Below are 23,864 nucleotides of genomic sequence, written 5' to 3' on the forward strand. Positions count from 1 at the left end.
ACTATAAACTTAATGAAACTACGGGAATGGTAAATATATTGTTAACTCTATGAAAAGGCAGCAAGAAAAAAACTTTTTTCTTGCTAATAGATGCGTTTTGCCATTGACAGGGGTACTTCTAATGGGCAACCCCTTATTACGCTTTAAATGCTAAATTAGCTTCTAGTGCAAGTTCTTGAGCTTTTAATTTTTGTGCAGATTTTTCTTCGGGCCACCCCTTTATATTTGCATGCCTTGGAGGATTATTATCAGGTTCCACATTAAGACTCTTTTTTCCAATAGATAAAACTTGAATATCGGCTCTCCCATGAACTTTTCTTGAGCTTTTAGCTATTTGTGCTTCACCAATATGCCAAACTTCATCTTCACGAAGTCCATCAATTCTGAAAACGGAGCATTCCCACTTTCCCTCGTGCATCATGGGCATGAAGGCGCCATATTTTACTCGTTTTGCGGGGAGAGGTGCATTAGGTGAATAGTGGCTACGGCTGGTTAAAAACCTAGAGATAGTTTCATTATTAGTAACTTCAAGAGGTAAAACATTATCATATTTCTTAGGAAAAAATTCTTTGAATGTTGTCAGTAATCGTTTTAGGAATTTCATCTCCAAAAAACTCCTCACCATGCACTTTATTTAAGCCGATAATGCCAGCATAAGATAACAAACAATCACTTCCTATACTCACAGAAAAAACTCTTCGAGGTCTCACATACCATTCAAAAGATATATCACCATCAGGGTCAACTGAAACCTCTGGCAAGGGAAGTGTCGTCGGAAGGGTATCGGTGAAGCGTTTTGCTTCTATAAGCGAATTTACATTTATCGCATTTGCGCCATATCCATCCCAATTATCATTGGCACATTCTTCTGTAATCTCCTTCAAAGCTATTTCAATTTCACGATCAATCTCGCCAATACTAACACTCTCAAATATCTCTCTTCTTACTTTACTTATCGTATCTCTTAACTTGTTAGCATCATCGCTGACAGCCCTCTCAGTATAGCTTGGAAGGAAGTTCCCGTTGTTTATAGTAATACATGCAGTACTCATTCGAATAACCCCGCTGTTTTTTCTGTTATACTTTCGAAAAAAATACGATTTTTCTCATCTCGAAATTGTTCAAATATTGGCCATAAGGAGTCATCATCTAATTCAAAATCATGCTGCTTGAAAACATCAATATCAAATATTACTGTAACATTGTCTGGTATAGCACTCATTTCTAATGCTTGGATAATGATAGATGTATATTTTAAACCTGGATTATTAACAACTACTCTTGATAGAAAGCCACCTATGTTTCCATTAATATTCTCCGGTATTTTAGGCGGTGACGTTAAATAGTCATCAACGTCGATTGGTAATGCTAGATCAAAGCGGTTAATATAACGTGTAGCTATTCTTGTAATTAATTCTGGGGAAGCCTTGCTTGTGTATATGTCCCAAAGGTTTCTGACCTCCTCAAAAATATCATTCCATTTTGTATATGGATTTAACCGACTGAAAGAAAATCCATCTTTTCTGAATTGTACAATATTTTTTTCGTCTTCCGATTTAAAGAAATAGCCACCAATATCATATTCTGTGTCTTGGGTAAGCTGCTCATCCTTTTTGATGTGTAGTTTTGTTTGATATTTTCGTTGTTCAATTCTTTTGGGATACCTATCGAGAATTAATGATTCAAAACCTTGAATCCGAAAATCAGAGGGTAGTTTAACTTTAAAGTCGATTAGTGCTTCTGTAATTGGTGCATTTTTTAAATGCCGTTGTTTAGCCATAAAATTATGCTTCACTAATCCATTGGTTATATTAAAGGAAACTTAGCAGATTATAAATTCAAATATCAAGAGATATATTCAAAATATCAACTTATTAGATAATAAATATTAAAATTGGTTCTTAATAAATAAATAATTTAATAACCGGGGACAGCTAATAATAACCGAATAACCGGGGACATCGACCTTTTAAACTAATTACTGTGCATCAACAACAGCGACCGTTTCAACCCGACTCTATCCTTTCCCCAAAAAAAGCAGTCGCTTTCTTAATTTACGTTCTATTTACCTACTCAGCTTCCGGTTTAAAGGCTTTTAACTGCGCCATAATGGCAGCTATTTTGTTCTGGTCCCCTTCCTGGAAAATCTGGTTAACAAGATTGATAGCGTCAGCAAATTCCTCGGGTAAGTCAAGATGTTGAGAAGGATTGTCAGGATTGATCCCCATGACTCTGGCTGTATCGTTCATGGGGAGAAGGCGGTGGGGATTGTTAAGCTCTTTTACGATGGCGTCAATGATGGCATTTCCCTTTGCCGTATATTGAGGGGCTTCTTTTGGTCCTTCACCATACAAAAGCCAGTCAGGTGACACATTTACACTAAAAGCAAAGGGATAAGCTTGTTTTACCGGAAGAGAGCCTCTTAATTTGTGGTTTTGAAGGGATTGCCGCTTCATATCTAAAAGCTGGGCAGCATTGGTAATTGTAGGTTTCAATGCTTTTAATTGGCAGACCCTTTCAATGAAAGCATCAAAAGTGTTGTTTGTGGTTGACATAAGCCCGTGTAGGGCGGATTAGTGAAGCGTAATCCGCCGCATGTAAATTGCATTAAATGTTAAAGGGATTAACACACCCTGCCCCTTTAAAATTGGTAAATAGATATTATTTTACACCTCATCAATACCATACATCGGGTATTTTTTAAGGGTAGAATTGAAATAGTTTTTCAACCAAATATATTTTATTCTACTCTTTTCATCTGCTTCTTGCGCACGACCCCCGCCAAAATAACCAAGCTTATTAAGGCTAGCTCTTCTTTTAAAATATATTGCTTGGATACCGAATAGAGTATCCATGCTGGAAGAATAAGGAGCAATAAAAGTGGATTTAAAATCAGTGAAACAGAATACAAAAAAACCGTACCAATAGCCAGTAGACCAATAACTACGAATATCATTAATGTGTCATTTCGTAGCCTAGTCATTTTGTTCATTTCCCTATTTTCCTACTCAGTTTCCGATTTAAAGGCTTTTAATTGCGCCATAATGGCAGCTATTTTATTCTTGTCCCCTTCCAGAAAAATCTGGTTAACAAGACAGATAGCTTCAGCAAATTCCTCGGGTAAGTCAAGATGTTGAGAAGGGTTGTCAGGATTGATCCCCATGACTCTGGCTGTATCGTTCATGGGGAGAAGGCGGTGGGGATTGTTAAGCTCTTTTACGATGGCATCAATGATGGCATTTCCCTTTGCCGTATATTGAGGGGCCTCTTTTGGTCCCTCACCATACAAAAGCCAGTCAGGTGACACATTTACACTAAAAGCAAAAGAATATGCTTGTTTTACCGGGAGAGATCCTCTCATTTTATGGCTTTGCAGGGATTGGCGTTTCATACCTAAAGCTTCAGCAGCATTTGTGATTGTAGGTTTCAAATCCCTCAAAGAGCATACCCGTTCAATAAAAGCTTCAAATGCGTTATTTTTGATTGACATACAATCCAATTGCGTCTATAGTTATTTTTAACAATCTCAAAAGCGTTATAATCTATGCTCAGTAAAAGGCTGTATTGGCCTATTATCAGTCACCCGCAGCCCTTTGTAACAAAACCGGAAATAAAATAGTTTTTGATTCTATCCCAGCGGTGTCTTGGGGTCAATGGATAAAAATATCAAAATTCAGGGAACTTAAACATAATCAAAACAAGGGGAGGGTAAACAGATGAAAGAATTTAAAGAACTGGTGGAAATCTTTGAAAAAGGGGAGAATGATTTGGCTTTGGGTGATTATTTAATACTGGGGGAAGAGTCGGCTTTAATCAAGGCCATGGGAGAGCAGTTGGCATTATATACCTATTTGATCAGCGACAATGGCTGCTATAAAAAAGGCATGCATGTTCAGATTCCACTCGATGCCTTATGGGGCCTGGGGAGAATGATAATAAAGATCGGTGAAGAAATGGATGAGAAAATTAATATTCTCGATGAGAGGTTTTTGCTGAAAATCCGGGAAGAGAGGAGGGGCGTATAAAAGCTTATTATTTGACAGGATTTACAGGATGGACGGGATTTTAAAATACTTAACCCTGAAATCCCCAATTGGATTGCCCAATCTAAAAGGTCGCTATCCCCGGTTATGAATTCTTCATTGTTAAGATTAAAGCCTTGACATTAATTAAATATGGTGTATATTAAGATCAAAGTCTTGATCTTAAGAGGTAGGCGTGCTGCAAGTATCTGAAAATGAAGTAAAATCTCGTCTCTTATTTGATAATCCCTGGTGGGAAGAAGGGGCTGGTATCGATAGCAGGCGACAGGAATACCCCAGAAGATCTTATTTTTTACCCTTTTATAAATTGGTTCTCGATGAAAGTGTTAACAGGGCCATTGTTCTCATGGGTCCTCGCCGTGTTGGTAAAACGGTAATGGTTTATCATACTGTCCAAAAACTATTATCTGAGGGTGTTAAAGGAAACCAGATTCTCTATTTATCTTTAGAAACTCCTATTTATACAGGCCTTTCTTTAGAAAAACTGGTTATTCTGTTTCAGTCACTTTTTAGTCATAAAAGAGAAGATAAATTATATATTTTCTTTGATGAAATCCAATATCTCAAAAACTGGGAAGTTCACCTGAAGTCACTGGTAGACTCCTTTAGCACCTATAAATTTGTAGCGACAGGTTCCGCCGCCGCTGCCTTACGTCTTAAAAGCCGGGAATCGGGAGCCGGCAGATTTACAGACTTTATATTGCCTCCCCTGACGTTTTCGGAATATCTTCTTTTTATATCAAAAGAAGAAGAATTGATAAGTGAAAGTGTTGGTGATAATGATCGCCCTCTTTATTCAGCAAATGACATAAATGATCTAAACCAGGAATTTATTAATTACCTCAATTATGGAGGATATCCGGAAGCCGTCTTTTCCAAAACAATTCAGGAAAATAGCGGGCAATATATTAAAAGTGATATTATCGATAAAGTTCTGCTGCGAGACCTGCCGAGCTTATATGGGATTAATGATATTCAGGAACTGAACAGGTTATTCACCGTTGTGGCTTATAATTCAGGGAATGAAATCAACCTGGAAGGATTATGTCAATCAGCAGGAATCGCAAAAAATACTATCAAAAAATATCTGGCATATCTCGAAGCAGCCTTTCTGATTAAACGTATTCATAGAGTTGATCAGAATTCAAAGCGTTTTAAAAGGGAAACGTTCTTCAAGGTTTATCTTACAAATCCATCAATGCGAGCCGCCCTGTTCGGCAATATTGAAGATGATTCTGAAGCTATAGGTTCACTGACAGAAACGGCTATTTATAGTCAATGGCTTCACTCTGAAATCATTGAGAACTTGCATTATGCCAGGTGGAAAGAGGGTGAAGTAGATCTTGTTTATCTGGACCTGAAATCTCAAATACCGCTTTGGCTGGTAGAGGTTAAATGGTCAGACAGGGCCATAACAGACAGGGCAGAAATTAAAGGTACGCTTGACTTTGCCGGTAAGCATGCAGATCATCTTTATCAGGAGGGTATTATGGTTACAACAAAAACGAAAACTGATGAAAGATATCATGAAGACAAATTGATAGAATTCAAACCAAGCAGCTTGTATGCCTACACTGTAGGTAAAAACCTGACTGACCGATTATTGGATCGTTTTATAAATAGTCAATCATGATTTACAGGATAATATTAATAGTTGTTTTTTGCAGGGAAATGCCAAAATAAAAAAATGCAGGTTTTAGTCATTTTCAAATCCTGCTTGACAAGAGTCATAAAAGCTTGTTATTACAGCATAAAGCGATTTTATTAAAAGGGAGGTAGTTTAAATGAAAGGCTTGCTTTTGACGTTATCGGCGGTTATGTTTTTATTAAATGCTTCACCCCTTAATGCTGCTGTCCAGCGGGACAGGGTAAAACTGGGGAATCCCAATGAACTTACCTCTTATTGTATCGAAGGGCATGTATTTGTCGTTGCCGTTGGTCAAAGCTTTGGTGAAAATACGACCTACGCCCCTGCCATTACCCAGGTTTATACCTATGTAAAAAAAGGGAAGGTTCTTCCTATGAAATGTTTAGAGAAAAAGCCTGTCAAAAGAAAGAGAAAAAAAAGGTAGTATCCTACCTGAGACCTAAGCGACTCATTTTTTTAAGTAATCCCGGCCTTGAAATACCGAGTAGTTTGGCTGTTTTGGAATGGTTGCGCTTTGTTTCCTCCAGCGCAGCCAGAATAAGCCGCTTTTCCAAAGCCTTCACCTTTTCATCGAGTGTCTGATTAAAGGAAACTTCCTCCGTTATTTGTGAACCGTACATAGCCATATGAAGGTCATCGACTGCAATCTCTTCCTGGGGGCCTGACAGGGCAGTCACGCATTCAAGAAGATTCTCAAGTTCCCGCACATTCCCCTTCCAGGGTTGTTTTAAGAGCCATTCCAGGGCCGGTGGAGCCAGTTTTTTTGTTTTGTCCTCCGTCAAATGAAAGAGGAAATTTTTAGCCAGCACGGGAATATCTTCCATCCTTTCTTTAAGAGGCAGCGTGCGTATGATCATCCCTTTCAGCCTGTAATAAAGGTCTTCCCTGAAATTGCCCTGGGCAGTCATTTGTTCCAGATTTCGGTTTGTTGCTGTAATTATTCTGAGATCGGCATGTTCTTCGACCCTTCCGCCTACGGGAGTATAGGTCCCTTCCTGTAAAAATCTTAAAAGCTTTACCTGCATGCTTTGAGGCATTTCTCCCACTTCATCGAGAAAGAGGGTGCCGCCATGGGCTGATTTGAGAAGTCCAGCCTTATCCCTGTCGGCACCGGTAAAACTTCCCTTTAGATGGCCGAAGAGTTCGCTTTCCAGCAGTTCGCCGGGGATGGCGCCGCAGTGGAGGGGGACGAAGATTTTTTCTTTTCTTGTACTCAGCCTGTGTATGGCCCTTGCAACGAGTTCCTTGCCTGTGCCGCTCGGTCCCAGGACCATGACGTTAATCTCCGAAGGGGCAATACGCCGGATGAGGGAACGGAGTTCCTGTGTCGATTTGCTGTTGCCGACAATACCCAGGTTTTCAGCCGAAATTTGGGACCGGAGATTTTTAAGTTCTTTTTCCAGCCGCTGTTTTTCAAGCGCCCTTTCAACAATGACTTTCAGCATGTCAGGATCGACGGGCTTGCTTATAAAATCCCAGGCGCCCTCTTCGATAGCATTGAGGGCCAGGTCACGGTTTCCATGGCCTGTGAGAATAATGACAGGGACGGCCGGACATAAGGAGAGCAGGCGCATTCCTTCATGAGGTTCAAAAGAGGGTGGAAGGGCAAGGTCGAGAAGGATAATATCGAAATCCCTTGTTTTGAGGAGTTTCTCTGTTTCCTCCGCATCCCCTGCCACAGTCACATCATGCCCCTGGTCTCTGAGCCATTTTGCGCAAAGCCTTTGAAAGGCGGCCTCGTCATCGACGAGAAGTATTTTTGCAGTATTATTCATTGGTTATTTATACTTTCCTGAATTCGTTAAATGTGTTCAATATTCGCCTCATTAAATTGATCTTTGAAATCCCTTCCCTCCCTCCCTCTCTGGGTGGGGTTAGAGATAAAAGGCGATGCCACAAGAATTTTTACTTTTCTTTTGCGGACAAAGAAAAGTAACAAAAGAAAGGCCGCCCTAAAACTTGGTCCCGCCAAGGCGGGACTCCCCTCCTTCCGCCATTGCCTTCGGCGGACACAAAAACTCGCTTTGCTCAGACAGTTTGTGTCCTTTTCCCTCAGGCAACGGCTGCACTCGGCTGCGTTTTAATGGGAAGGAAAGTCAAGCCCTTTTAGGCTCAAGAAAGGCCACATTCGGCAAAGTAGAGTTTAAAAGAACAGTGGCCAGGCTTATTTCTGTTAAGTTCAATCTTTCCTCCATGGGCCTCCATGATTCTTTGAACTATGGCAAGGCCCAGTCCGCTTCCTCCTGCGCCGCCCGATACAAAGGGCCTGAATATGTCCACGGCCAATTCCTTTCCCATACCGGGGCCGTTATCGGCAAAGATGAGTTCCAGACCATCCTTGCAGGGTGAGGCTTCTAAATTTATACATGCACCTTCAGTCCATTTAAGGGCAGTGCAGGCATTGTTCATAAGATTAAAGAGAACCTGGTGCAGGCGGTGGGAATCGAAGTAGAGGGTGAGCTCTTCGGGTACATCGACATTTATGGTGACCTTTTCATTTTTATAATGGGATAAAACATATTCAATTTCTTCATTCAGGTGCAGCTCTTTCGGTTCAATTTTGAGTTGCCCTGAATAGGAGAGGAGATCGTTGATGAGTTTTTGGGAGCGGTCGAGCTGTTCCTTTATCTCATCCTTTATTTCTTCAGAACAGCTTGCCGAGGCCATGCTGATAATATTGAGGGGATTTCTCAGTTCATGGGCTACCGAGGCAGAGAGCCGGCCAAGGTCGGTGAGGTGGCGCTCCTTAAGCAAAGCTTTTTCCTTTTCCGTTAATGCCAGTAAACTTTCCAGCCGGAGGGCAGCGGAAACAAGGAGTGAGGCGAAGATATTTACCCTGTGCAATATAGCAGGCGCCGCTTCTTCCCATCCATGGAGACTGTACTTCCATTTATTTTCATCTTTATAAAGGATCGTGCCAGGGGGATGTGCTGAATATTCCTTAAGTTCAGGTGCTACTTTTACTGTTAAATCCTGGTTCATATTTTGAGATAAAAGTTTTCCGGCAGTGCCGCTTAATTCTTCCCAATTGCGGGCGCCTTCCAGTTCCCTTTGCCATGCTTCCACAATTTCAGGGTTTAACCTGCTGCCGGGATAGACGATTTTTTCCGCCAGGGCAGCCGCCGGTTTTTGAATAAGAGCGGTGAGCATAATAGCGGCAAGAATAAGAAACCAAAGTAAGGGGAAGGATGTGCCTGAAAATCCGCTAAGGCCAAAGCGTGCGAATAGGGCAAGGGGAATACTTGAGATGAGAAGGGGGATAAAAAGTATGAGTGCCCATGTGATGGTCCGTCTTGCCCAGATATTTACCTCCATCAATTCATATCTCAGGATGCCGTAAGTGAGGAGAACCGTATAGCCGGGCAGAAGCAGGACAGGGTAAGGGAAAATATCTATACCTATTGCTTCGAAGACAAAACCTGATGCTGAAAGGAGTCCCCAGAGACCGGACATGAAAAGGGCAAGCATTTGCCGTTGTCTCTTTTTATCAGCATAAACCGATTCTTTTAACAGAATGAGGTGGCCCAGTGAGCTATAAAGCAGTGTTACTACTGCTAAAATTGCCGTGGCCTTATTAGCACGGTAATAAAAATTAAAACCTAGCCATGGTCTGATTTCCCCGGCATGGAGCAGAATCCCCGTCGCTGAGGCGATAAGAGCGATGACGTAAAGGAGGGGTACGATTATTTTCTTTTTTTTCCCGCTGAAAAGAAGAACAAAGTGAAGGAAGAAGGCGGCCACAAGGGGAGAGAGGTTGATAAAAAACCTCCCTGTTTCTATGAATGGAGGTGTTCCACCGTTTATAAGGAGGTAGCCCGACAGCCATAAAGCGACAGCCGTGCAGAAAAAAATGAGAGGCAGAAGGGCCTCTTTTTCGGCTGATTTACGCCATAGCAAAAGGGCCATGGCCAGACTGCTTATGACGGCAGCTGTGAGAGAAATAATATAGAGACCGGGCAAAGCTTCCATTTTTTATACGCCTGTTACTAATAAGTGCTTCTGATCCACAACGCTATAGCAACTGATAACTTTGTTTACAGCTAAATCTATATCAAATGTAAACAACAGTTACAATAGAAAAATACCGCCACTCAAAAGTCCTTTTAATTCAGTATGTTGCGATTTGTCAGTTTCCGGCACAAGCCTTGTACTCTTATTGGGAAAATTCATTAAGGAGGTATAAAGTTATGGAAGATCTTGTTCTTTTTGGTTTGGAAGTTGGTTTATCGTTGGCGGCGAGTATTTTTGTTCTTATTTATCTCGGAGGGTTGCTCAAATCTATATTAACTGATCTATGCGGCACAGAGGAAAGGGCTGATTTCTGGCTCGGTTTTTCGAAGCTAATTTTTCTTTTTTTCCCCTTACTTGTCGTTATTTTCTCAAGTAACCATTCCCTGGCTTCCACAGGAATTACATCGCAAATGCTCAGAAGCATAATTTCAAAAGTAATTTTAGGTGAACTTGTAACACTATCCATCGTCGGCTTCGTACTCTGGATGACGATCTCTACGACGCCTCAAGAGAAGAGCCAGGAAAGTATAAACACAGCAAAAAAGGAGGTATTGTGATGCGCGTACTAATTACCGGGGCAAGCGGTTTTATCGGTTCGAATATAGCAAGAAGATTACTTGAGGCAGGCCATGAAGTGACGGGATGTGTAAGAAATCCCCAAAGGTCGGCAAGAGCATTGCCGGGCCTTAAACTGATCAGGTGTGACTTCAGCAAAGACCATGATCCCGCTGTCTGGATGAATAGGCTTGAAGGGATTGATGTAGTCATTAATGCCGTGGGAATTATCAGTGAATCGAGGTCAAATACATTCAAGGCACTTCACAGTAATACACCGAAGGCCCTTTTTAAGGCTTGCACTGATGCCGGTGTTAAAAAGATCATCCAGGTCTCGGCACTGGGGGCTGATGAAGGGGCTGGAAGCAGCTACCATAAAAGCAAGAAAGAGGCTGACGACTATTTGAAAACCCTCGATGTTGATTACGTCATCCTCCATCCTTCCGTTGTTTACGGCAGGGGTGGCAAAAGTACGGCCCTCTTTATGGCTATGGCGGCCATGCCCGTCATATCCCAAATCGGTGATGGGAAACAATATTTTCAGCCCATCCATATTAGTGATTTATCGGATGCCGTTCTAAAATTCATTGAAAAAGAGGAAGAGCTAAGGTGCACAGTTCAACTGGTGGGGCCAAAGGCAATTACTTTTGTCGATCTCCTTCTAGGCTTCAGAAAGTATCTTGGCTTGAAAAAGCCCTTTATTTTAAAAGTTCCCCTGCCTCTTGTCCGGCTAAGCGCCTGGTTCGGGAATTTCATCAAAAACAGCCCCATGAACGGTGAAGCGCTGGATATGCTTCTTAGAGGCAATACGGGAGATCCGGCAGAACTGACGAAACTCACAGGCATTGAACCTAAACCTCTAAAAAAAATGATAGATCACAGTCCCGCCCTACAGGCTGATTACCGGCATGCGAGGCTCTACTTTTTGCTTCCCCTTTTACAGTATTCCATCGCCTTTGTCTGGATAGCTTCGGGCCTTATTTCGGCCTTTATTTATCCTGTGGAAGAGAGTTATGCACTGCTTAGAACTGTGGGCGCCGAGGGGGCAATGCTACCGCTATTGCTCTACGGCGCGTCCTTTGTCGATGTCATGCTCGGCCTTGCCATGTTGACCGGTTACCGTATAAAAGAGGTATCTATAATCCAGGTTATGGTGATAGCTCTTTACTCACTCATTATTGCCCTGGAACTGCCTGCCTTCTGGCTGCACCCCTTCGGGCCTGTTACCAAAAACATACCCTTCATAGTTTCCATATTAATCGTCATGCTCAAGGAGGAGAAATGATGGACTATTTATGGCTCAAATTTATTCATATTCTCAGTTCCACCTTTCTCTTCGGCACCGGTGTGGGAAGCGCCTTTTATATGTTCCGTGCAAACTTAAGCAAAGACGTGCCTTCCATCGCTTTTGCCGCAAAAAATGTGGTTTTGGCAGATTGGTTTTTTACAACACCCACCGTCATCATCCAACCCCTTACGGGCATCATGATGATGTATATAGGGGGCTATAACATTTACGATCCCTGGATTATGGCTTCCTTTGCCCTTTACGGATTGGCAGGCATCTGCTGGCTGCCTGTGGTCTGGCTTCAAATGAAGATGCGTGAACTGGCTGAAGATGCTTTGCATAAGGGAGGGGAGCTTTCAGCTAAATACTGGAAATATGAAAGATGGTGGTTCTGGCTTGGTGTGGTTGCTTTTCCGGCTATGGTTATTGTATTTCATTGCATGGTTTTTAAGCCGCTCTGAAAAGGAGGAGGAAATGAGTGAGAATAATTGGAAATTCAAAATCCTCTACGATGGGGGGTGCCCAATATGCAAGGCTGAAATTGCCTGGTTGAAGGGAAAAGATAGAAAAGGAAGCCTGCTTACAGAGGATATCAGTGCGCCTGCATTTGAATCTTCACTGTATGGAAAAAGCCTTGATGAACTGATGGGCAGCATCCACGGTGTTTTCCCTGGTGGACATATTGTTTCAGGCATTGACGCAGTCATTGAGCTTTATCGCGCTGTCGGGCTTGGCTGGTTATGGTTGCCTGCAAAGCTGCCCTTCGTAAGGCCCTTTTATGATCTTGTTTACAGCTTGTTTGCCCTGTATCGCTTTCGTTATAGTTCGAAAAGCGGCATATGTGAGAGTGGTCGATGCTCAAAGTAAAACAAATTGAAGTAATGGTAAACCTATTAATAAGGTATTTAAAATAAATATCTCTTACTAGGGTTTATGCCCATGAGGGTAAAGATTGTGAGGAATCTTAAGATTTCTCCCTTTGGTCGAAATGACGGGAAAATTTTATCTCCATTAATGGCTGGCAGGTGAAATTCTCCGTCTTTTTCTTTAATATAGAATGAATGAATTAATACCATATCCCACCGATCCGCCACCGGGGATTTTCATTAAATTTAAGAACTTGTCCCGGCACTTGTCAAGGAGGAGAGGAAGAAAGGTCAAACCTGGAAACTGTGACCCAACTGCTATTTTTAGGTTTAATGGGGAAATCTGCTATTTTAGGCTTTATTAATTCGAATTGTTGACCTATAGTGAATAAATGGCGGTCATATATGCCGCAATCTGCCGTAAACAGCGATTTGGAGTTTGTGGGAATGCATTTAAAGTCAAATCATCTCTTCATTATTCTGCCATGCTTATTAGTTCTCTTTAAACTTCAGTCCTTTTATTCTTTTTTGCTCTCTTTCTTCCCCGGCGTCAATGTGCCGGTTATTTTAAAATCCCTTTATTATTTTGCTGTTTATGAGCTATATCCTTATTCGCTCCCTGTTGCATTAGAGGGATGCCTTAAAAGAGGTGAAATATCAATAAACTATCTGTTGAAGGGAGGGAGCTTGCTTGCCACGGAGAGATGAAAAACCACCCGTTGTTCTTGTCGTTGATAAGGCGGAGAATGATCGCGCAGCATTCGGGAGTTTTCTCGAAGAAGAAGGATACAGGGTTTGCTTGGCCGAAAATTACAAAACCGCCATGGCCGAATTTACCGCCCATGATATGGATGTTGTTTTTCTGGATACGGGGCTTTCCGGCAAGTCCGGCCTTGATGTGCTGCGGGAGATGAAAGGAAAAAACCATCTTGTGCCGGTGATTATGATTACAGGCGCGCCTGCTCTCGATACGGCAACGGAGGCCCTTCGTCTTGGCGCCTATGATTATATTCCCAAGCCGATAAGGAAGGAAACTCTGCTTCGTGTCGCAAAAATGGCCGCCCGTCACAAAAGGATAGTCGATGAAAATGAGAAGTACCGTGTCAATCTGGATGCTATTTTCCGGAGCGCTAAAGACGGTATTGTATCGGTTGATAATAATCTGAAAGTCATTGAGATGAATGATGCCGTTACAGATATTTGTGGTTATATTAGGCGGGTTTCCCTTGGAAGCAGGTTTGATCTGTTGCCCCACCGGTGCAGTTTAAGATGTCTTGGGCTTTTGAAAGAGACGCTGGCAGGGAGAGAATCCTGTGATATGAACAATATTGCCTGTGAACATTCGCTGAGGCAGGGACAGATCGTTTCTCTCTCCTCAACTCCGCTTATTGATGGCAAGGGCGGTTTCAGGGGCGCCCTGCTAATGATAAGGGATTCAACGAGATTGTCCCGCCTGGAGGAAGATCTTAAGACAAGGGAAAAAAGCTGCAATATCGTCGGCAAGAGTGAGAGGATGCTCACTCTCTATGGCCTCATCGAAAGTCTGGCCCATGTGGATACGACTGTTCTCATTACCGGTGAGAGTGGTACGGGAAAGGAGCTTGTGGCGGAAGCCATTCATTACAGAGGTATTCGCCGGGATAAACCTTTTGTGAAAATAAACTGTTCCGCGCTCTCGGAAAACCTTCTGGAAAGTGAACTTTTCGGTCATGTGAAAGGCGCTTTTACAGGGGCCGTCAGGAATAAGGCCGGTCGTTTTGAGAAGGCCCACGGAGGGACTATTCTCCTCGATGAAATAGGGGATATTTCACCGCGCATGCAGCTTCGTCTCCTGAGGATCTTGCAGGAAGGAGAGTTTGAAAGGGTAGGCGAGTCGGGTGTAAGAAAGGTCGATGTAAGGGTACTGGCGGCAACAAACAGTGATTTGAGGCAAAAAATCAAGTCAGATGAATTCAGGGAAGACCTTTTCTATCGCCTCAAGGTTGTTGAAATAAAGTTACCGCCTCTCAGGGAAAGAAAGGAAGATATTCCCTTGCTGGTAAAAAGTTTCATAGATAAATATAATAAAAAATTCATGAAGAACATTACCGGCATATCCGATGAAGTGATAGCCGCTTTTCTCGCTTATCCGTGGCCCGGGAATATCAGGGAGCTGGAGCACGTCATTGAATACGGCTTTATCCTGTGCCGGGATTATTGCAAGGACAGGGTCATGGGCCTTCATCATTTGCCCTGGGAATTAAGGGAAGAAAGGGAAGACGAAGCTGGCGGCGCAGAGAAGGATGAACGCACGTTAATTATAGAAGCCCTCGAAAAAACCTCATGGAATAAAGCCAAGGCTGCCAGGAGGCTCGGTATTAGCCGCAGCACCATTCACAGAAAAATATCCGCCTACAAAATAGTTGAGCTTTAAGTCATAATTTGCCACTTGACACACAAGTGTATCAGGGTACACTTGTGTGTCAAGTGGCTCCCTGTAACCTGCTACGCATCGTTACTGTCAGCCGTCGGCTTTAAAAGAGTGGCTCTTTGATAAGTATATGTAATGATAAGCTTATTTTATTTTCCACTCCACTTTATTTTTTGGCACGCCTTTTGAATTATACCTTGTCAAAATGTGAATTCAGTTTGTCCGGTGTAATAATTTAAGAAACAGATTAAAGGAGAAGAAATGAAATTATTTCAGGAGGCAGTGGAAGCAATCAGCATGGAGCCAACCATGAAAGCTAAAATAAAGGAGGACGAAATGGAAGAGAGTATTAAAAAATTACGGTTTGATTTTGAAGCAGAAACAGATATCGTTGTCGATAAGTCTCCCGAAGACTGGCAAAGGTACGCCATATGGCTTGAAGGATTAATGGTTAATGAATTAAATAACCAGATGGTCAAGGAAAATGTCGTCCTGAAAGATATGATGCAGGAAGCATTGGTTTTGCTGCAGGAAGGTATTGTCAAACGGGTTGATTGAAAATATGTTTGAATCTTTTTAGCGGTTTAAATTGGAACTCAGTCCGGAATCGGAGTAAAGTCTTATTAAAAAAAGTTTATAAATGGGAGGACCTTGGGCATAAAGGCCCTCCCATAAACCAGGGAAAGAAACTGAACACACTGACAGTTACAAAATTAATCTCTTTTTTTAGTTATTACCGGCTTTTTTCGTGGTTTAAATGATCTTTGTCCCGCAACCTGTTTTTTACTCCCACTAAATCATAAAGTTACCAAGCGCCATATATTTGATAATTGCACTTTTGGCGCTGTCGCTTATTTTTATGAACTGGACACCCATTCCCTGAGCCGTAGCGAGCAATTGGGGGAATTTTTCCTTTGAGTCAAAATTCCATGCTACTTTTCCTATGATCTCCATTGACTCATGCATTTTGGAGATGGAGAATATCAATTTGATGACGGATTCCGGTGGCACCATATGCTCACCCATGATGAAAGCCCCCCCCTGGCTGATAACGTGGATGTGCCCTGAATATTCAGCGTTATTATGATAATACTTAACACTCTCATAAATGGGCGCTCTTTCGTAGTTCCGCTTTACCATGGGTATGTATTTGCCTATTGAGTTTAATAAATTTTCTTTATCAATGGGCTTGGTAATATAATCATTGCATCCTGCCTTAAAGCATTTGTCTATATCTGCTTGCTTGTTGGACGCAATCAGCATGATAATGATAATCTCTTCATATTCGGGTTTACTTTTTACTATTTTGCAGAGTTTATCTCCCGTTACATGAGGCATGTGCAGGTCAAGAAGTATTATGCGGGGTTTTTCGCTGTCGATGAGTTTTAAGGCATTTTCCGCATTTGTTGCCGTCAACATTTTGCAACCCCACCTGTCGAGGAGTGACTCAACTAATGATAGAAAAAAACGGGAATCATCAACGATGAGGATTTTATTCATCTATCTGACTGCCTCCAGTTATTTTTTACCTTTAAAGACATACTAATTCAGTCTAGCACAAAGAATTTCCCCTTACGAATAATGACGAATAATAAAGGGGCGTCCGTTAAGGTAAATGCGGAATGATTATCCAAAAAAGGCTTAACAGGCTGTTGATTAAAGACTTTCCGGCAGCCCTCCTGTCTCCTCCCTTTGCTATTTGCCGGAAACTATGCTTTTATTCAGTAAATAGCTGATAAAAGAAAAAGAAGTTTTTTCTTTTTAATTCTATCGGGAGCGCTATGAATACTTACCGGTTTTATAGAAGGATTGCCCTTTTTGTTCTTCTCCTTTTTTCCCTGTCCTGCCCTCTTTCAAATAAGCAGGATGAAAAGGGCTGGAAATCCGTTCCCTTGCCGGTTTTTTCGGAGGGGTCAATTAAATTACGTGTTGTTTATGCCGTCAATCCCCGCTTTTCCAGAATGACGCAAGAGCAGATAAATGGCTTGTTGCGGGAGGCAAGGGCTATAACTAAAGCGCATTTCAATGTTGATCTTATCTTTGACTTTAAGGGGGAGACAGGGCTGGCGGAATTGATGAATTCCCGTTTGTCCAAAGAAATGATTTCACGGGCAAATGAATTGATTTATGATTTTAAAAATCATGAAGGGGAAAGGTATCGTTTGCTTGAAAATATGGAGGCTCAACTTCGAAAGAAGAAAACACCGCTTCATCAGATGTTCGATTTTGCCGGACCCTACCTCATAAAGGCGCCGAAAGAAGAGACATACAGGGATCTTGCCGTTGCATTAGTTAATACAACGCTGTCAAGGCTGGAAGAGTGGAAAAGGGTAAAAGCCGTTGACGGTAAAGCGGTAATTGATGACACCTTTTTTAATGAATATATACTTTGGGACATGCTCGGTTATGGCGAAGTGCCCTATGACCTTGTTTTAACAAATCAACTCATTGCAAGCGCAGAGTACTACGGCCAGGATATTCACTCCGCCATCCGCGGCGGTATTACGGCCGGGGGAACAACTTATAACAAGAACAGCCTTTTTGGAAGCTACATCTTTTTTACCACTTTTCTTTATTCCAACGAATATGAAACCTTGCTTAAATTCAGGGATAACAGGCGATATGATCCGGCCACAGCTGCACGCCTTGCCGGCGCTTACCTGTCCCATGAAATAGGCCACCTCCTTTTTCACTTTGGTCACCCTTATGGAAAAAAGGAATGTGTAATGAATCCTGTAGAGCTGCTCAAATTTCACGAGTGGTACGGCAATATCGACGCCGGGGGCTGTAAAGCGGGGAGTAATAAAAATATGAAAGCCGGGGCCATTTCAATTACATACAACCCCCGGTGGTAGATGTTTGACTTAAGCAAGCGCCGCTGGTAATATGGCACCACAACATAGTCCTGTTTTTCAGGATTAAACTTTTAAATAATAATCGGGAGTAGCACAATAAAATGGATGAAATAAACGATTTGACAAAGTTTCAAAAAAAGGTATCTGAAAAAGGAAAGTTAATAAGGACGGTAAGTTATGATCTGGAAGCCCTGCAATCGAATACAAACGCGCTTGGCGCCCAGGTTATGCTCATCGATTCGGAAGGCAAGTCCCAGTTTTTTCTCCAGCTTACCAGGGAAGGTGAACTGGAGGATGAATATGACATTGCAGCTATTGCGGAAGAGGATCTAAAGAAGCTGGAGAAAGCCCTTGCCGATATGAAGAAAGCGTCACAGATCGATGTTTACGTCAATGCTGATCATATACAGAACATTTACGCCACAGACGACTATTTTACCATCGGTTATTTTGTCCTCGATGCTGCCCTTACCTGGTTTATCGGATTTGATGAAATGAGCGATGAACTTGATTACTTTGAAGATGCTTCCTCCATTGAAAAACTGCTAACAAGTGCGCAGGAAAAAATTGAGGAAATAAAAACCGCCCAGTAAAGAAGGGTTAAAAAAATCTGTTGACCATTATGGTGTTCTTAAAAGTGTTTATATACTATAGATCAGTATGGCTAATCTTCTTATAGCGTCACTTTTTTTTATTTTCATTCATCTTTTTATTTCAGGCACAGCTCTTCGTAAAATACTCCTTAATATGATGGGTGGGACAGCCTTTAAGGCGGCTTTCGCCCTTTTATCCCTCATAGGCGTTGTCTGGATGTCCGTGGCCTATGGCAGAGCGCCACATATGGAACTCTGGGGAGATCTGCCGGCAATAAAACCTGTCACCGCCTTTGCCATGTTTATTGCCTTCCTCTTTGTCGTTGCAGGTGTGTCGACTGCCAGTCCTACAGCTATCGGCGGGGAAATGCTTCTCACAGGGGAGGAGCCTGCAAGAGGCATATTGAGGGTTACCCGGCATCCTGTTATGTGGGGAACGTCACTCTGGGGGCTTGTTCATTTAATGGCCAATGGTGACGGGGCGTCACTCATCTTTTTCGGCTCCCTTCTCTTTCTTTCCCTAATGGGCCCACTGCTTATAGACCGCAAAAGAATGAAGCTCTCCAAAAGGCGATGGGACCGTTTTGCAGCGAAAACGTCGAGTTTCCCCTTTATAGCGATTCTTCAGAAAAGAAACAGGCTTAAACTGAAAGAGATAGGTTTAGGCCGCTTTGTGGGTGGAATGGTGGTTTTTAGTCTTTTTCTTTATTTCCATGCTATGCTCTTTGGCGTTCCGGCTATTTAGTTTTCATCGGTCAAGGGTGCTTTTTCGCAATCTCTGCGTCAATCTTCGGTTTTGCTTGTGCGATGTACAGTCGTACAACTCGGCGAAACCCTTGATTTCCTTGACCTTACAAAAAATCCCTCCTTTCCGAATTGAAAACAAAGTTTAATTTATTATAGTTTCTGGATGGACACTATTTAGTTATCTCATTGTCATTTCGACGGAAGGGAGAAATCTTTTTTAGTATTAAAGAGATTGAAAAGATTTCTCACATACCTTCGAAATGACAGATTCATAAGTATATTAATTTACACTTATCTTACCGCCTTATAAAAGCGGTATAGCCTTTCGGGAGAAACGCCGAGAAGATAGAGATATAGCAGTACCTGGTTTCTCACCGTTGTCTTTAACCAGCCCTCTTTTTCCCACCTCCTTGATGAGGTAATAACGGCGTCGTCGACGATTTTAATTTTTCCAAGTTTTTTTAAAGCCCTGATAAAAGCTACATCTTCCATAATGGGGACAGGGTTAAAGCCACCCAGTTTTTCAAATTCGCTTCGCCTGACAAATATGGCCTGATCGCCATAGGGGAGGCCCATCAACTTTGACCTTAAATTGACCATAAAAGTGATGAGGGAGAAAACCCGGGATGAACGGGAAAGGGCAAAGGAAAAGGTACCTCCCACAGTATTTTTGTCAATTAAAGCCGCTCTCACTGTACCATCGTACCCTGAAGGCAAAAGGGTGTCTGCATGGAGGAAGAGAATAATATCTCCCTTTGATGCTTTTGCGCCTGCATTCATTTGAGGACCCCTCCCGGGTGGTGAATTTATGACCCTTACACCACAGCTCCGGCAGATTTCCGCAGTATTGTCCGAACTTCCTCCATCTGCAACAATGACTTCAACAGTTGCTGCATTCTTTGCAGCTTCAAGTGTCGCCTCAATTGAACCCTCTTCATTTAATGCAGGTATGACGACACTGATGAGGGGCGAATTGTTGGTATTTTTTTCCATTATTTATGATTAACTGACAGGCATTTGCCTCTTTTTGAAGTTATTGACCACCTATATATTCTCTGTTACTATCCTAGCATACTGAAAATAAGGTTTAAAGCTGACTTCTAAATATCAGGCAGTATAACTTGTCTCTCCCCGCTTTTCAGAGAATAAAATAAAAAGGAGATTATCATTGACTGATAAGACGAGACTTACACAGTTCAGTCATGGAGCCGGTTGAGCCTGCAAGCTCCATGCGAGCGATCTGGCGCAGGTCCTGCGCCATATGCCGAAAGTGACTGATTCAAAAGTACTTGTAGGTCTCGATAGTGCCGATGATGCAGCCGTTTATCAAGTGACGGACGATCTGGCCATTGTACAGAGTGTCGACTTTTTTACACCTATCGTCGATGATCCCTACACTTTTGGCCGTATTGCGGCAGTCAACGCACTTAGTGATATTTACGCCATGGGTGGTGAGCCTCTCTTTGCCTTAAACCTTGTTGCTTTCCCTTCAAAAAAACTGTCTGAAACGGTTTTGGCGCAAATTCTGAAGGGGGGCGCCCATGGGGCGGGTGAAGCAGGCGTATCCATACTGGGAGGACATTCCATTGATGATGCCGAACCCAAATACGGCATGTCTGTAACGGGGAGTGTTTTGCCTGACCGGATTATCAGAAATAACTCCGCCCGGCCAGGAGACTGCCTTGTTTTAACAAAGCCGCTTGGCATAGGGATTATTACGACGGCTATTAAAATGGGTCAGGCTCCTGAAGAGACCCTGTCAGAGGCCATAAGGTGGATGACTACTCTAAACAGGGATGCATCTAAAATCATGGTTCAGGAAAATATTAAGGCTGCTACAGACATTACAGGATTTGGCCTTTTGGGGCATCTTTATGAAATGGTCTCGGCAAGCAACGTCGGCGCTGTCATCAATGCCGGTGAGGCACCGCTTATTAAAGGGACGATGGCCTGCCTGAAAGCAAGTGCCTACCCCGGAGGGAGCAAGGCAAACCTTGAGTTTGTCAACGCTCATGTTGACTGGGGGAAAGAGGTAACAGAGGAGACGAAGAAAATCCTTTGTGATGCCCAGACCTCGGGAGGATTGCTCATCTGTGTTCCTGAAGAGAAAATTGAAAGTATGAGAAAGCTTCTTTCCGCTAACAAGGTTTTCCACCGTGTCATCGGCAGGATAATGGATGCTCCGGCGGGCCGTATCAAGGTGACAGGGAGTATGGGCGCGTGAAATACCTCATCGTTAATGCCGATGATTTTGGTATCAATTCCGGTGTTAACAAAGGAATTATAATGGCCCGGGAAGCCGGGGCTATAACGAATGCTACGCTTATGATCAAAAGGGAAGGCGCCCGGGAGGCTGTCGATTATGCACTAAGCAACCGCTCTTTTTCCGTGGGCCTTCATATAGATATTGATGGCGTTTTTCCGGGAAACAAAAAAGGGCATGAAAGGTTTGAAAAAAACTATCTCAGGCAAGTTCTCCAGGACCCGACGGTCCTCAAAAATATTGAAAAGGAAATTCTTCTTCAAATGGAGCTTTTTGAAATGAGCGGCCTTGAGCTTTCTCATATCGATTCACACCATCATCTTCATGCCTTGCCGGAAGTTTTTAATATTGTTTTAAAAGCGATGGAAGGGAGCAGTCTTAAGACCATGCGAATTGCAAGGGACTACGATCTTGTCAAATACCCTTCCATTATATGGGATGAGGATTTTTACAGGAGGGCAATAAAGGCGCTTCATAAAAAAAATATACTAAGGGCTGATAATTTTCTTTCCTTTTCGGAGGCATCTCTTGCGAAAGAAATGCCTGAGGGGATTACGGAGCTTATGACACATCCGGGGAAAGGTGAAGCGTGGCGTCAAAGAGAACTTGACTTCCTCCTCTCTGACCGGTGGAAAGCCCTGCTTGATCAAAATAACGTGGAGCTTGTCTCTTTCAGGGACATAGCTGCAATAACTTGAGGTGAAAGGAAGTGATATGTCATACAGAGAAGATCTTTCAGTGGTAATCATGGCCGGTGGGGCCGGAACCCGTTTCTGGCCGCTTAGCACGGAAAAAAGGCCAAAACAGTTTCTCATGCTTTTTGGGAAGCGATCTTTGCTGCAAAGCAGCTTTGACAGGGTAGCCCATTTGGCGCCTCCGGAAAAAGTGCTGGTCCTGACTAACCTTGCCTTTGTTCCACTTGTGAAGGAACAGCTTCCTCAAATACCGAATGAGAACATTATCGGCGAACCCATGCGGCGTGATACGGCAGCGGCCGTTGCTCTGGCAACTCTCATTTGTAAAAAACGATTCGGAAATGGTGTCATGGCCATTCTGACGGCAGATCATATTATCGAGCCTGTCGAACTTTTTCAAAAGACCATGCTCTCTGCTGTTAATGCGGCAAGCAAGAGCAAATCCCTCTATACGATCGGAATAGAACCCGCTTATCCGGCGACAGGTTACGGCTACCTTGAAACTAGTGAGGAACTGATGGAAGAAGATGGCGTCAGGCATTACCGGATTAAGCAATTCAAGGAAAAACCGGACCTTGACAGCGCCAGAAAATATATTAAATCAGGGCGCTTTTTCTGGAACAGCGGCATGTTTGTCTGGAGAACGGAGTCCATTCTTGAAGAATTTAACCGCTGCCTGCCCGGGCACCTTGAGCACATAGCACCGGCCCTTGACAAGGATGGCACGAAGGAGTGGCAAAAAGCCCTTGAAGTCGCCTTCGAGCCTCTAAAAAAGATATCCATTGATTTTGCCGTTATGGAAAAGGCAGGTGATGTTCGTACTGTGGGCGCCGCTTTTTTCTGGAGTGACGTGGGGGGCTGGATAGCCCTGGAAGAATTTCTTCAAAAAGATAATGAAAATAATCATTATCGCGGCAATGTAAAAAGCTATGATGCAGGTGAAAACCTCGTATTTTGTGAAGAAGAAGGAGAGACGGTTGCCCTGGTAGGCGTTGAAAATCTGATTGTAGTAAGAACGGGGTCTAAAACGCTTATTGTTGAAAAGGGCAGGGCTGAAGAGGTAAAGAAACTTGTAGACAGCCTTCCTGAAGAACTGAAATAAAGAGTTTCTTCCCCTGTCAAGGTTTATCAATTTAAAAAATCTTTGCAAGGGAAGGATGAATATATTAATTTAATAGAAACACTTATTTACTCAGCATGCCTGTTTAACCTTTAACTGAAAGAGAGGGGAAAGAGGATGAGTGAACTGGTCGGGCGTCAATACTGCATTGAAAATCCCCGTACCATTATCAGGTTTTTCGGGGTAGGCGTTTTCCTGGGAATGCTCTTTAGGGGAAACAAAACACTTCTTGAACGGGCCATAGCGTCTTATGAGCGGCGGGGAGTAAAAATGCCCGGACCACTGGGTGAAAGCTACAAGCTGGCTGCACATATCGAGTTTCGTATGGCCAGACTCTATAAACATCTGGCCCGTCACTTCAGGAATAATCGTGCTGTATCTGCCTTTTTTGATGACCTCCGTAAAGAGGAGGAGGAGCATGGCCGCTTAATGCTTCTCTGCCTCTATTGCGTTAAACTCAATCCCCATACCCGCTTTAGCCCCTCTGCACGTGATACCCATATAAAAGAAATTCTTAAAGCCATAAGGGACTGTGAAAAAAGGATAGATTCCCTCTCTCTTGAAGATGCCTTTCTCATTACTGAAGCCTTTGAACGGAGTGAGATTAATAATATTTTCGGTAAATTGCTAGGCCAGACAGAGCAGAAAGGGGCCGGTCTTTTTGCGAAGGAGCTTGAAGCGCTGGAAAGTCACAGCGTTACCGTTCCCCGACGTATCAGGGAGCTTAAGAAGCATCTAGGTTCTTTATAAACTGACTCTCGGCAAGTTGA

The 23,864-nt window shown here is 42.9% G+C and carries 25 protein-coding genes and 1 pseudogene; 16 read left to right on the top strand and 10 right to left on the bottom strand.

Annotation, left to right across the window (positions count from 1 at the left end; all coding sequences use genetic code 11):
• Positions 1-136: 136 nt before the first annotated feature.
• From OEV42_14965 to OEV42_14990, 6 genes are all read right to left on the bottom strand, one after another.
• On the bottom strand, positions 137-604 hold the full coding sequence (locus OEV42_14965; protein MDH3975577.1) for a hypothetical protein: 468 nt from the start codon (positions 602-604) through the stop codon (positions 137-139).
• Complete coding sequence (locus tag OEV42_14970) at positions 555-1,052, bottom strand: hypothetical protein (GenBank protein MDH3975578.1); 498 nt, start codon at positions 1,050-1,052, stop codon at positions 555-557. The genes OEV42_14965 and OEV42_14970 overlap by 50 nt, the downstream gene beginning before the upstream one ends.
• On the bottom strand, positions 1,049-1,780 hold the full coding sequence (locus tag OEV42_14975) for a TIGR04255 family protein (GenBank protein ID MDH3975579.1): 732 nt from the start codon (positions 1,778-1,780) through the stop codon (positions 1,049-1,051). Before OEV42_14975 ends, OEV42_14970 begins: the two co-directional genes overlap by 4 nt.
• A 289-nt stretch (positions 1,781-2,069) precedes the next feature.
• Positions 2,070-2,495, bottom strand: a complete 426-nt coding sequence (locus OEV42_14980; protein MDH3975580.1) for a helix-turn-helix domain containing protein — start codon at positions 2,493-2,495, stop codon at positions 2,070-2,072.
• A 171-nt stretch (positions 2,496-2,666) separates the two neighbouring features.
• Positions 2,667-2,855, bottom strand: a complete 189-nt coding sequence (locus OEV42_14985; protein ID MDH3975581.1) for a hypothetical protein — start codon at positions 2,853-2,855, stop codon at positions 2,667-2,669.
• A gap of 149 nt (positions 2,856-3,004) precedes the next feature.
• Entirely contained in the window at positions 3,005-3,361 is a 357-nt protein-coding gene (locus tag OEV42_14990) for a hypothetical protein (protein MDH3975582.1), read from the bottom strand.
• A gap of 355 nt (positions 3,362-3,716) precedes the next feature.
• Between OEV42_14990 and OEV42_14995 the strand changes: the two genes are divergently transcribed.
• The 3 genes from OEV42_14995 (at position 3,717) to OEV42_15005 (ending at position 6,115) form a co-directional block, all read left to right on the top strand.
• Positions 3,717-4,025, top strand: coding sequence for a hypothetical protein (locus OEV42_14995; protein ID MDH3975583.1), 309 nt, complete (start codon positions 3,717-3,719; stop codon positions 4,023-4,025).
• Between the two features lie 193 nt (positions 4,026-4,218).
• Entirely contained in the window at positions 4,219-5,676 is a 1,458-nt protein-coding gene (locus tag OEV42_15000; GenBank protein ID MDH3975584.1) for an ATP-binding protein, read from the top strand.
• 151 nt (positions 5,677-5,827) lie between these two features.
• On the top strand, positions 5,828-6,115 hold the full coding sequence (locus tag OEV42_15005; protein ID MDH3975585.1) for a hypothetical protein: 288 nt from the start codon (positions 5,828-5,830) through the stop codon (positions 6,113-6,115).
• 4 nt (positions 6,116-6,119) lie between these two features.
• On the opposite strand, the gene OEV42_15010 is transcribed toward OEV42_15005, so the two are convergent.
• Positions 6,120-7,466 (bottom strand): sigma-54 dependent transcriptional regulator, encoded by a 1,347-nt coding sequence (locus OEV42_15010; GenBank protein ID MDH3975586.1) that lies wholly within the window; start codon positions 7,464-7,466, stop codon positions 6,120-6,122.
• Between the two features lie 337 nt (positions 7,467-7,803).
• Positions 7,804-9,660, bottom strand: coding sequence for an ATP-binding protein (locus OEV42_15015; protein MDH3975587.1), 1,857 nt, complete (start codon positions 9,658-9,660; stop codon positions 7,804-7,806).
• 218 nt (positions 9,661-9,878) lie between these two features.
• On the opposite strand from OEV42_15015, the gene OEV42_15020 reads away from it, so the two are divergent.
• The 6 genes from OEV42_15020 to OEV42_15045 all read left to right on the top strand — a co-directional run bounded on the left by OEV42_15020 (position 9,879) and on the right by OEV42_15045 (position 15,379).
• A complete protein-coding gene (locus OEV42_15020; GenBank protein ID MDH3975588.1) occupies positions 9,879-10,259 on the top strand; it encodes a hypothetical protein in 381 nt (126 codons plus the stop codon).
• Positions 10,259-11,542, top strand: a complete 1,284-nt coding sequence (locus OEV42_15025; GenBank protein ID MDH3975589.1) for an SDR family NAD(P)-dependent oxidoreductase — start codon at positions 10,259-10,261, stop codon at positions 11,540-11,542. Before OEV42_15020 ends, OEV42_15025 begins: the two co-directional genes overlap by 1 nt.
• Positions 11,542-12,006 carry a DUF2269 domain-containing protein gene (locus tag OEV42_15030; GenBank protein MDH3975590.1) on the top strand — a complete coding sequence of 155 codons (465 nt, stop codon included), beginning with the start codon at positions 11,542-11,544 and terminating at the stop codon, positions 12,004-12,006. Before OEV42_15025 ends, OEV42_15030 begins: the two co-directional genes overlap by 1 nt.
• A 13-nt stretch (positions 12,007-12,019) precedes the next feature.
• A complete protein-coding gene (locus OEV42_15035; GenBank protein ID MDH3975591.1) occupies positions 12,020-12,412 on the top strand; it encodes a DUF393 domain-containing protein in 393 nt (130 codons plus the stop codon).
• Positions 12,413-13,102: 690 nt separating this feature from the next.
• Positions 13,103-14,824 (top strand): sigma 54-interacting transcriptional regulator, encoded by a 1,722-nt coding sequence (locus OEV42_15040; protein ID MDH3975592.1) that lies wholly within the window; start codon positions 13,103-13,105, stop codon positions 14,822-14,824.
• Between the two features lie 258 nt (positions 14,825-15,082).
• Positions 15,083-15,379: a hypothetical protein gene (locus OEV42_15045; GenBank protein MDH3975593.1), complete on the top strand. Its 297-nt coding sequence runs from the start codon at positions 15,083-15,085 to the stop codon at positions 15,377-15,379.
• Positions 15,380-15,613: 234 nt separating this feature from the next.
• Here OEV42_15045 and OEV42_15050 read toward each other — a convergent pair whose 3' ends face one another.
• The gene (locus tag OEV42_15050) at positions 15,614-16,321 is read right to left on the bottom strand and encodes a response regulator (protein MDH3975594.1); all 708 of its coding nucleotides are present in this window, start codon (positions 16,319-16,321) and stop codon (positions 15,614-15,616) included.
• Positions 16,322-16,602: 281 nt separating this feature from the next.
• Here OEV42_15050 and OEV42_15055 point away from each other — a divergent pair, with 281 nt between their 5' ends.
• From OEV42_15055 to OEV42_15065, 3 genes are all read left to right on the top strand, one after another.
• The gene (locus OEV42_15055) at positions 16,603-17,676 is read left to right on the top strand and encodes a hypothetical protein (GenBank protein ID MDH3975595.1); all 1,074 of its coding nucleotides are present in this window, start codon (positions 16,603-16,605) and stop codon (positions 17,674-17,676) included.
• Between the two features lie 101 nt (positions 17,677-17,777).
• The gene (locus OEV42_15060; GenBank protein MDH3975596.1) at positions 17,778-18,269 is read left to right on the top strand and encodes a hypothetical protein; all 492 of its coding nucleotides are present in this window, start codon (positions 17,778-17,780) and stop codon (positions 18,267-18,269) included.
• Between the two features lie 67 nt (positions 18,270-18,336).
• Complete coding sequence (locus OEV42_15065; protein ID MDH3975597.1) at positions 18,337-19,014, top strand: NnrU family protein; 678 nt, start codon at positions 18,337-18,339, stop codon at positions 19,012-19,014.
• A gap of 293 nt (positions 19,015-19,307) precedes the next feature.
• Here the strand turns inward: OEV42_15065 and OEV42_15070 are convergent, their stop codons facing one another.
• Entirely contained in the window at positions 19,308-20,009 is a 702-nt protein-coding gene (locus OEV42_15070; GenBank protein ID MDH3975598.1) for a TIGR04283 family arsenosugar biosynthesis glycosyltransferase, read from the bottom strand.
• A gap of 238 nt (positions 20,010-20,247) precedes the next feature.
• Between OEV42_15070 and selD the strand changes: the two are divergent.
• The 4 genes and pseudogenes from selD (at position 20,248) to OEV42_15090 (ending at position 23,844) form a co-directional block, all read left to right on the top strand.
• A pseudogene (selD, locus tag OEV42_15075) lies at positions 20,248-21,240 on the top strand (selenide, water dikinase SelD).
• Complete coding sequence (locus OEV42_15080; GenBank protein ID MDH3975599.1) at positions 21,237-21,977, top strand: ChbG/HpnK family deacetylase; 741 nt, start codon at positions 21,237-21,239, stop codon at positions 21,975-21,977. The pseudogene selD and the gene OEV42_15080 overlap by 4 nt, the downstream one beginning before the upstream one ends.
• Positions 21,978-21,993: 16 nt before the next feature.
• Positions 21,994-23,076, top strand: coding sequence for a sugar phosphate nucleotidyltransferase (locus OEV42_15085; protein MDH3975600.1), 1,083 nt, complete (start codon positions 21,994-21,996; stop codon positions 23,074-23,076).
• Between the two features lie 135 nt (positions 23,077-23,211).
• Positions 23,212-23,844, top strand: coding sequence for a hypothetical protein (locus tag OEV42_15090; GenBank protein MDH3975601.1), 633 nt, complete (start codon positions 23,212-23,214; stop codon positions 23,842-23,844).
• The last annotated feature ends 20 nt before the right edge of the window (positions 23,845-23,864 follow it).

This window comes from Deltaproteobacteria bacterium (assembly GCA_029860075.1).
Taxonomy (GTDB): domain Bacteria; phylum Desulfobacterota; class JADFVX01; order JADFVX01; family JADFVX01; genus JAOUBX01.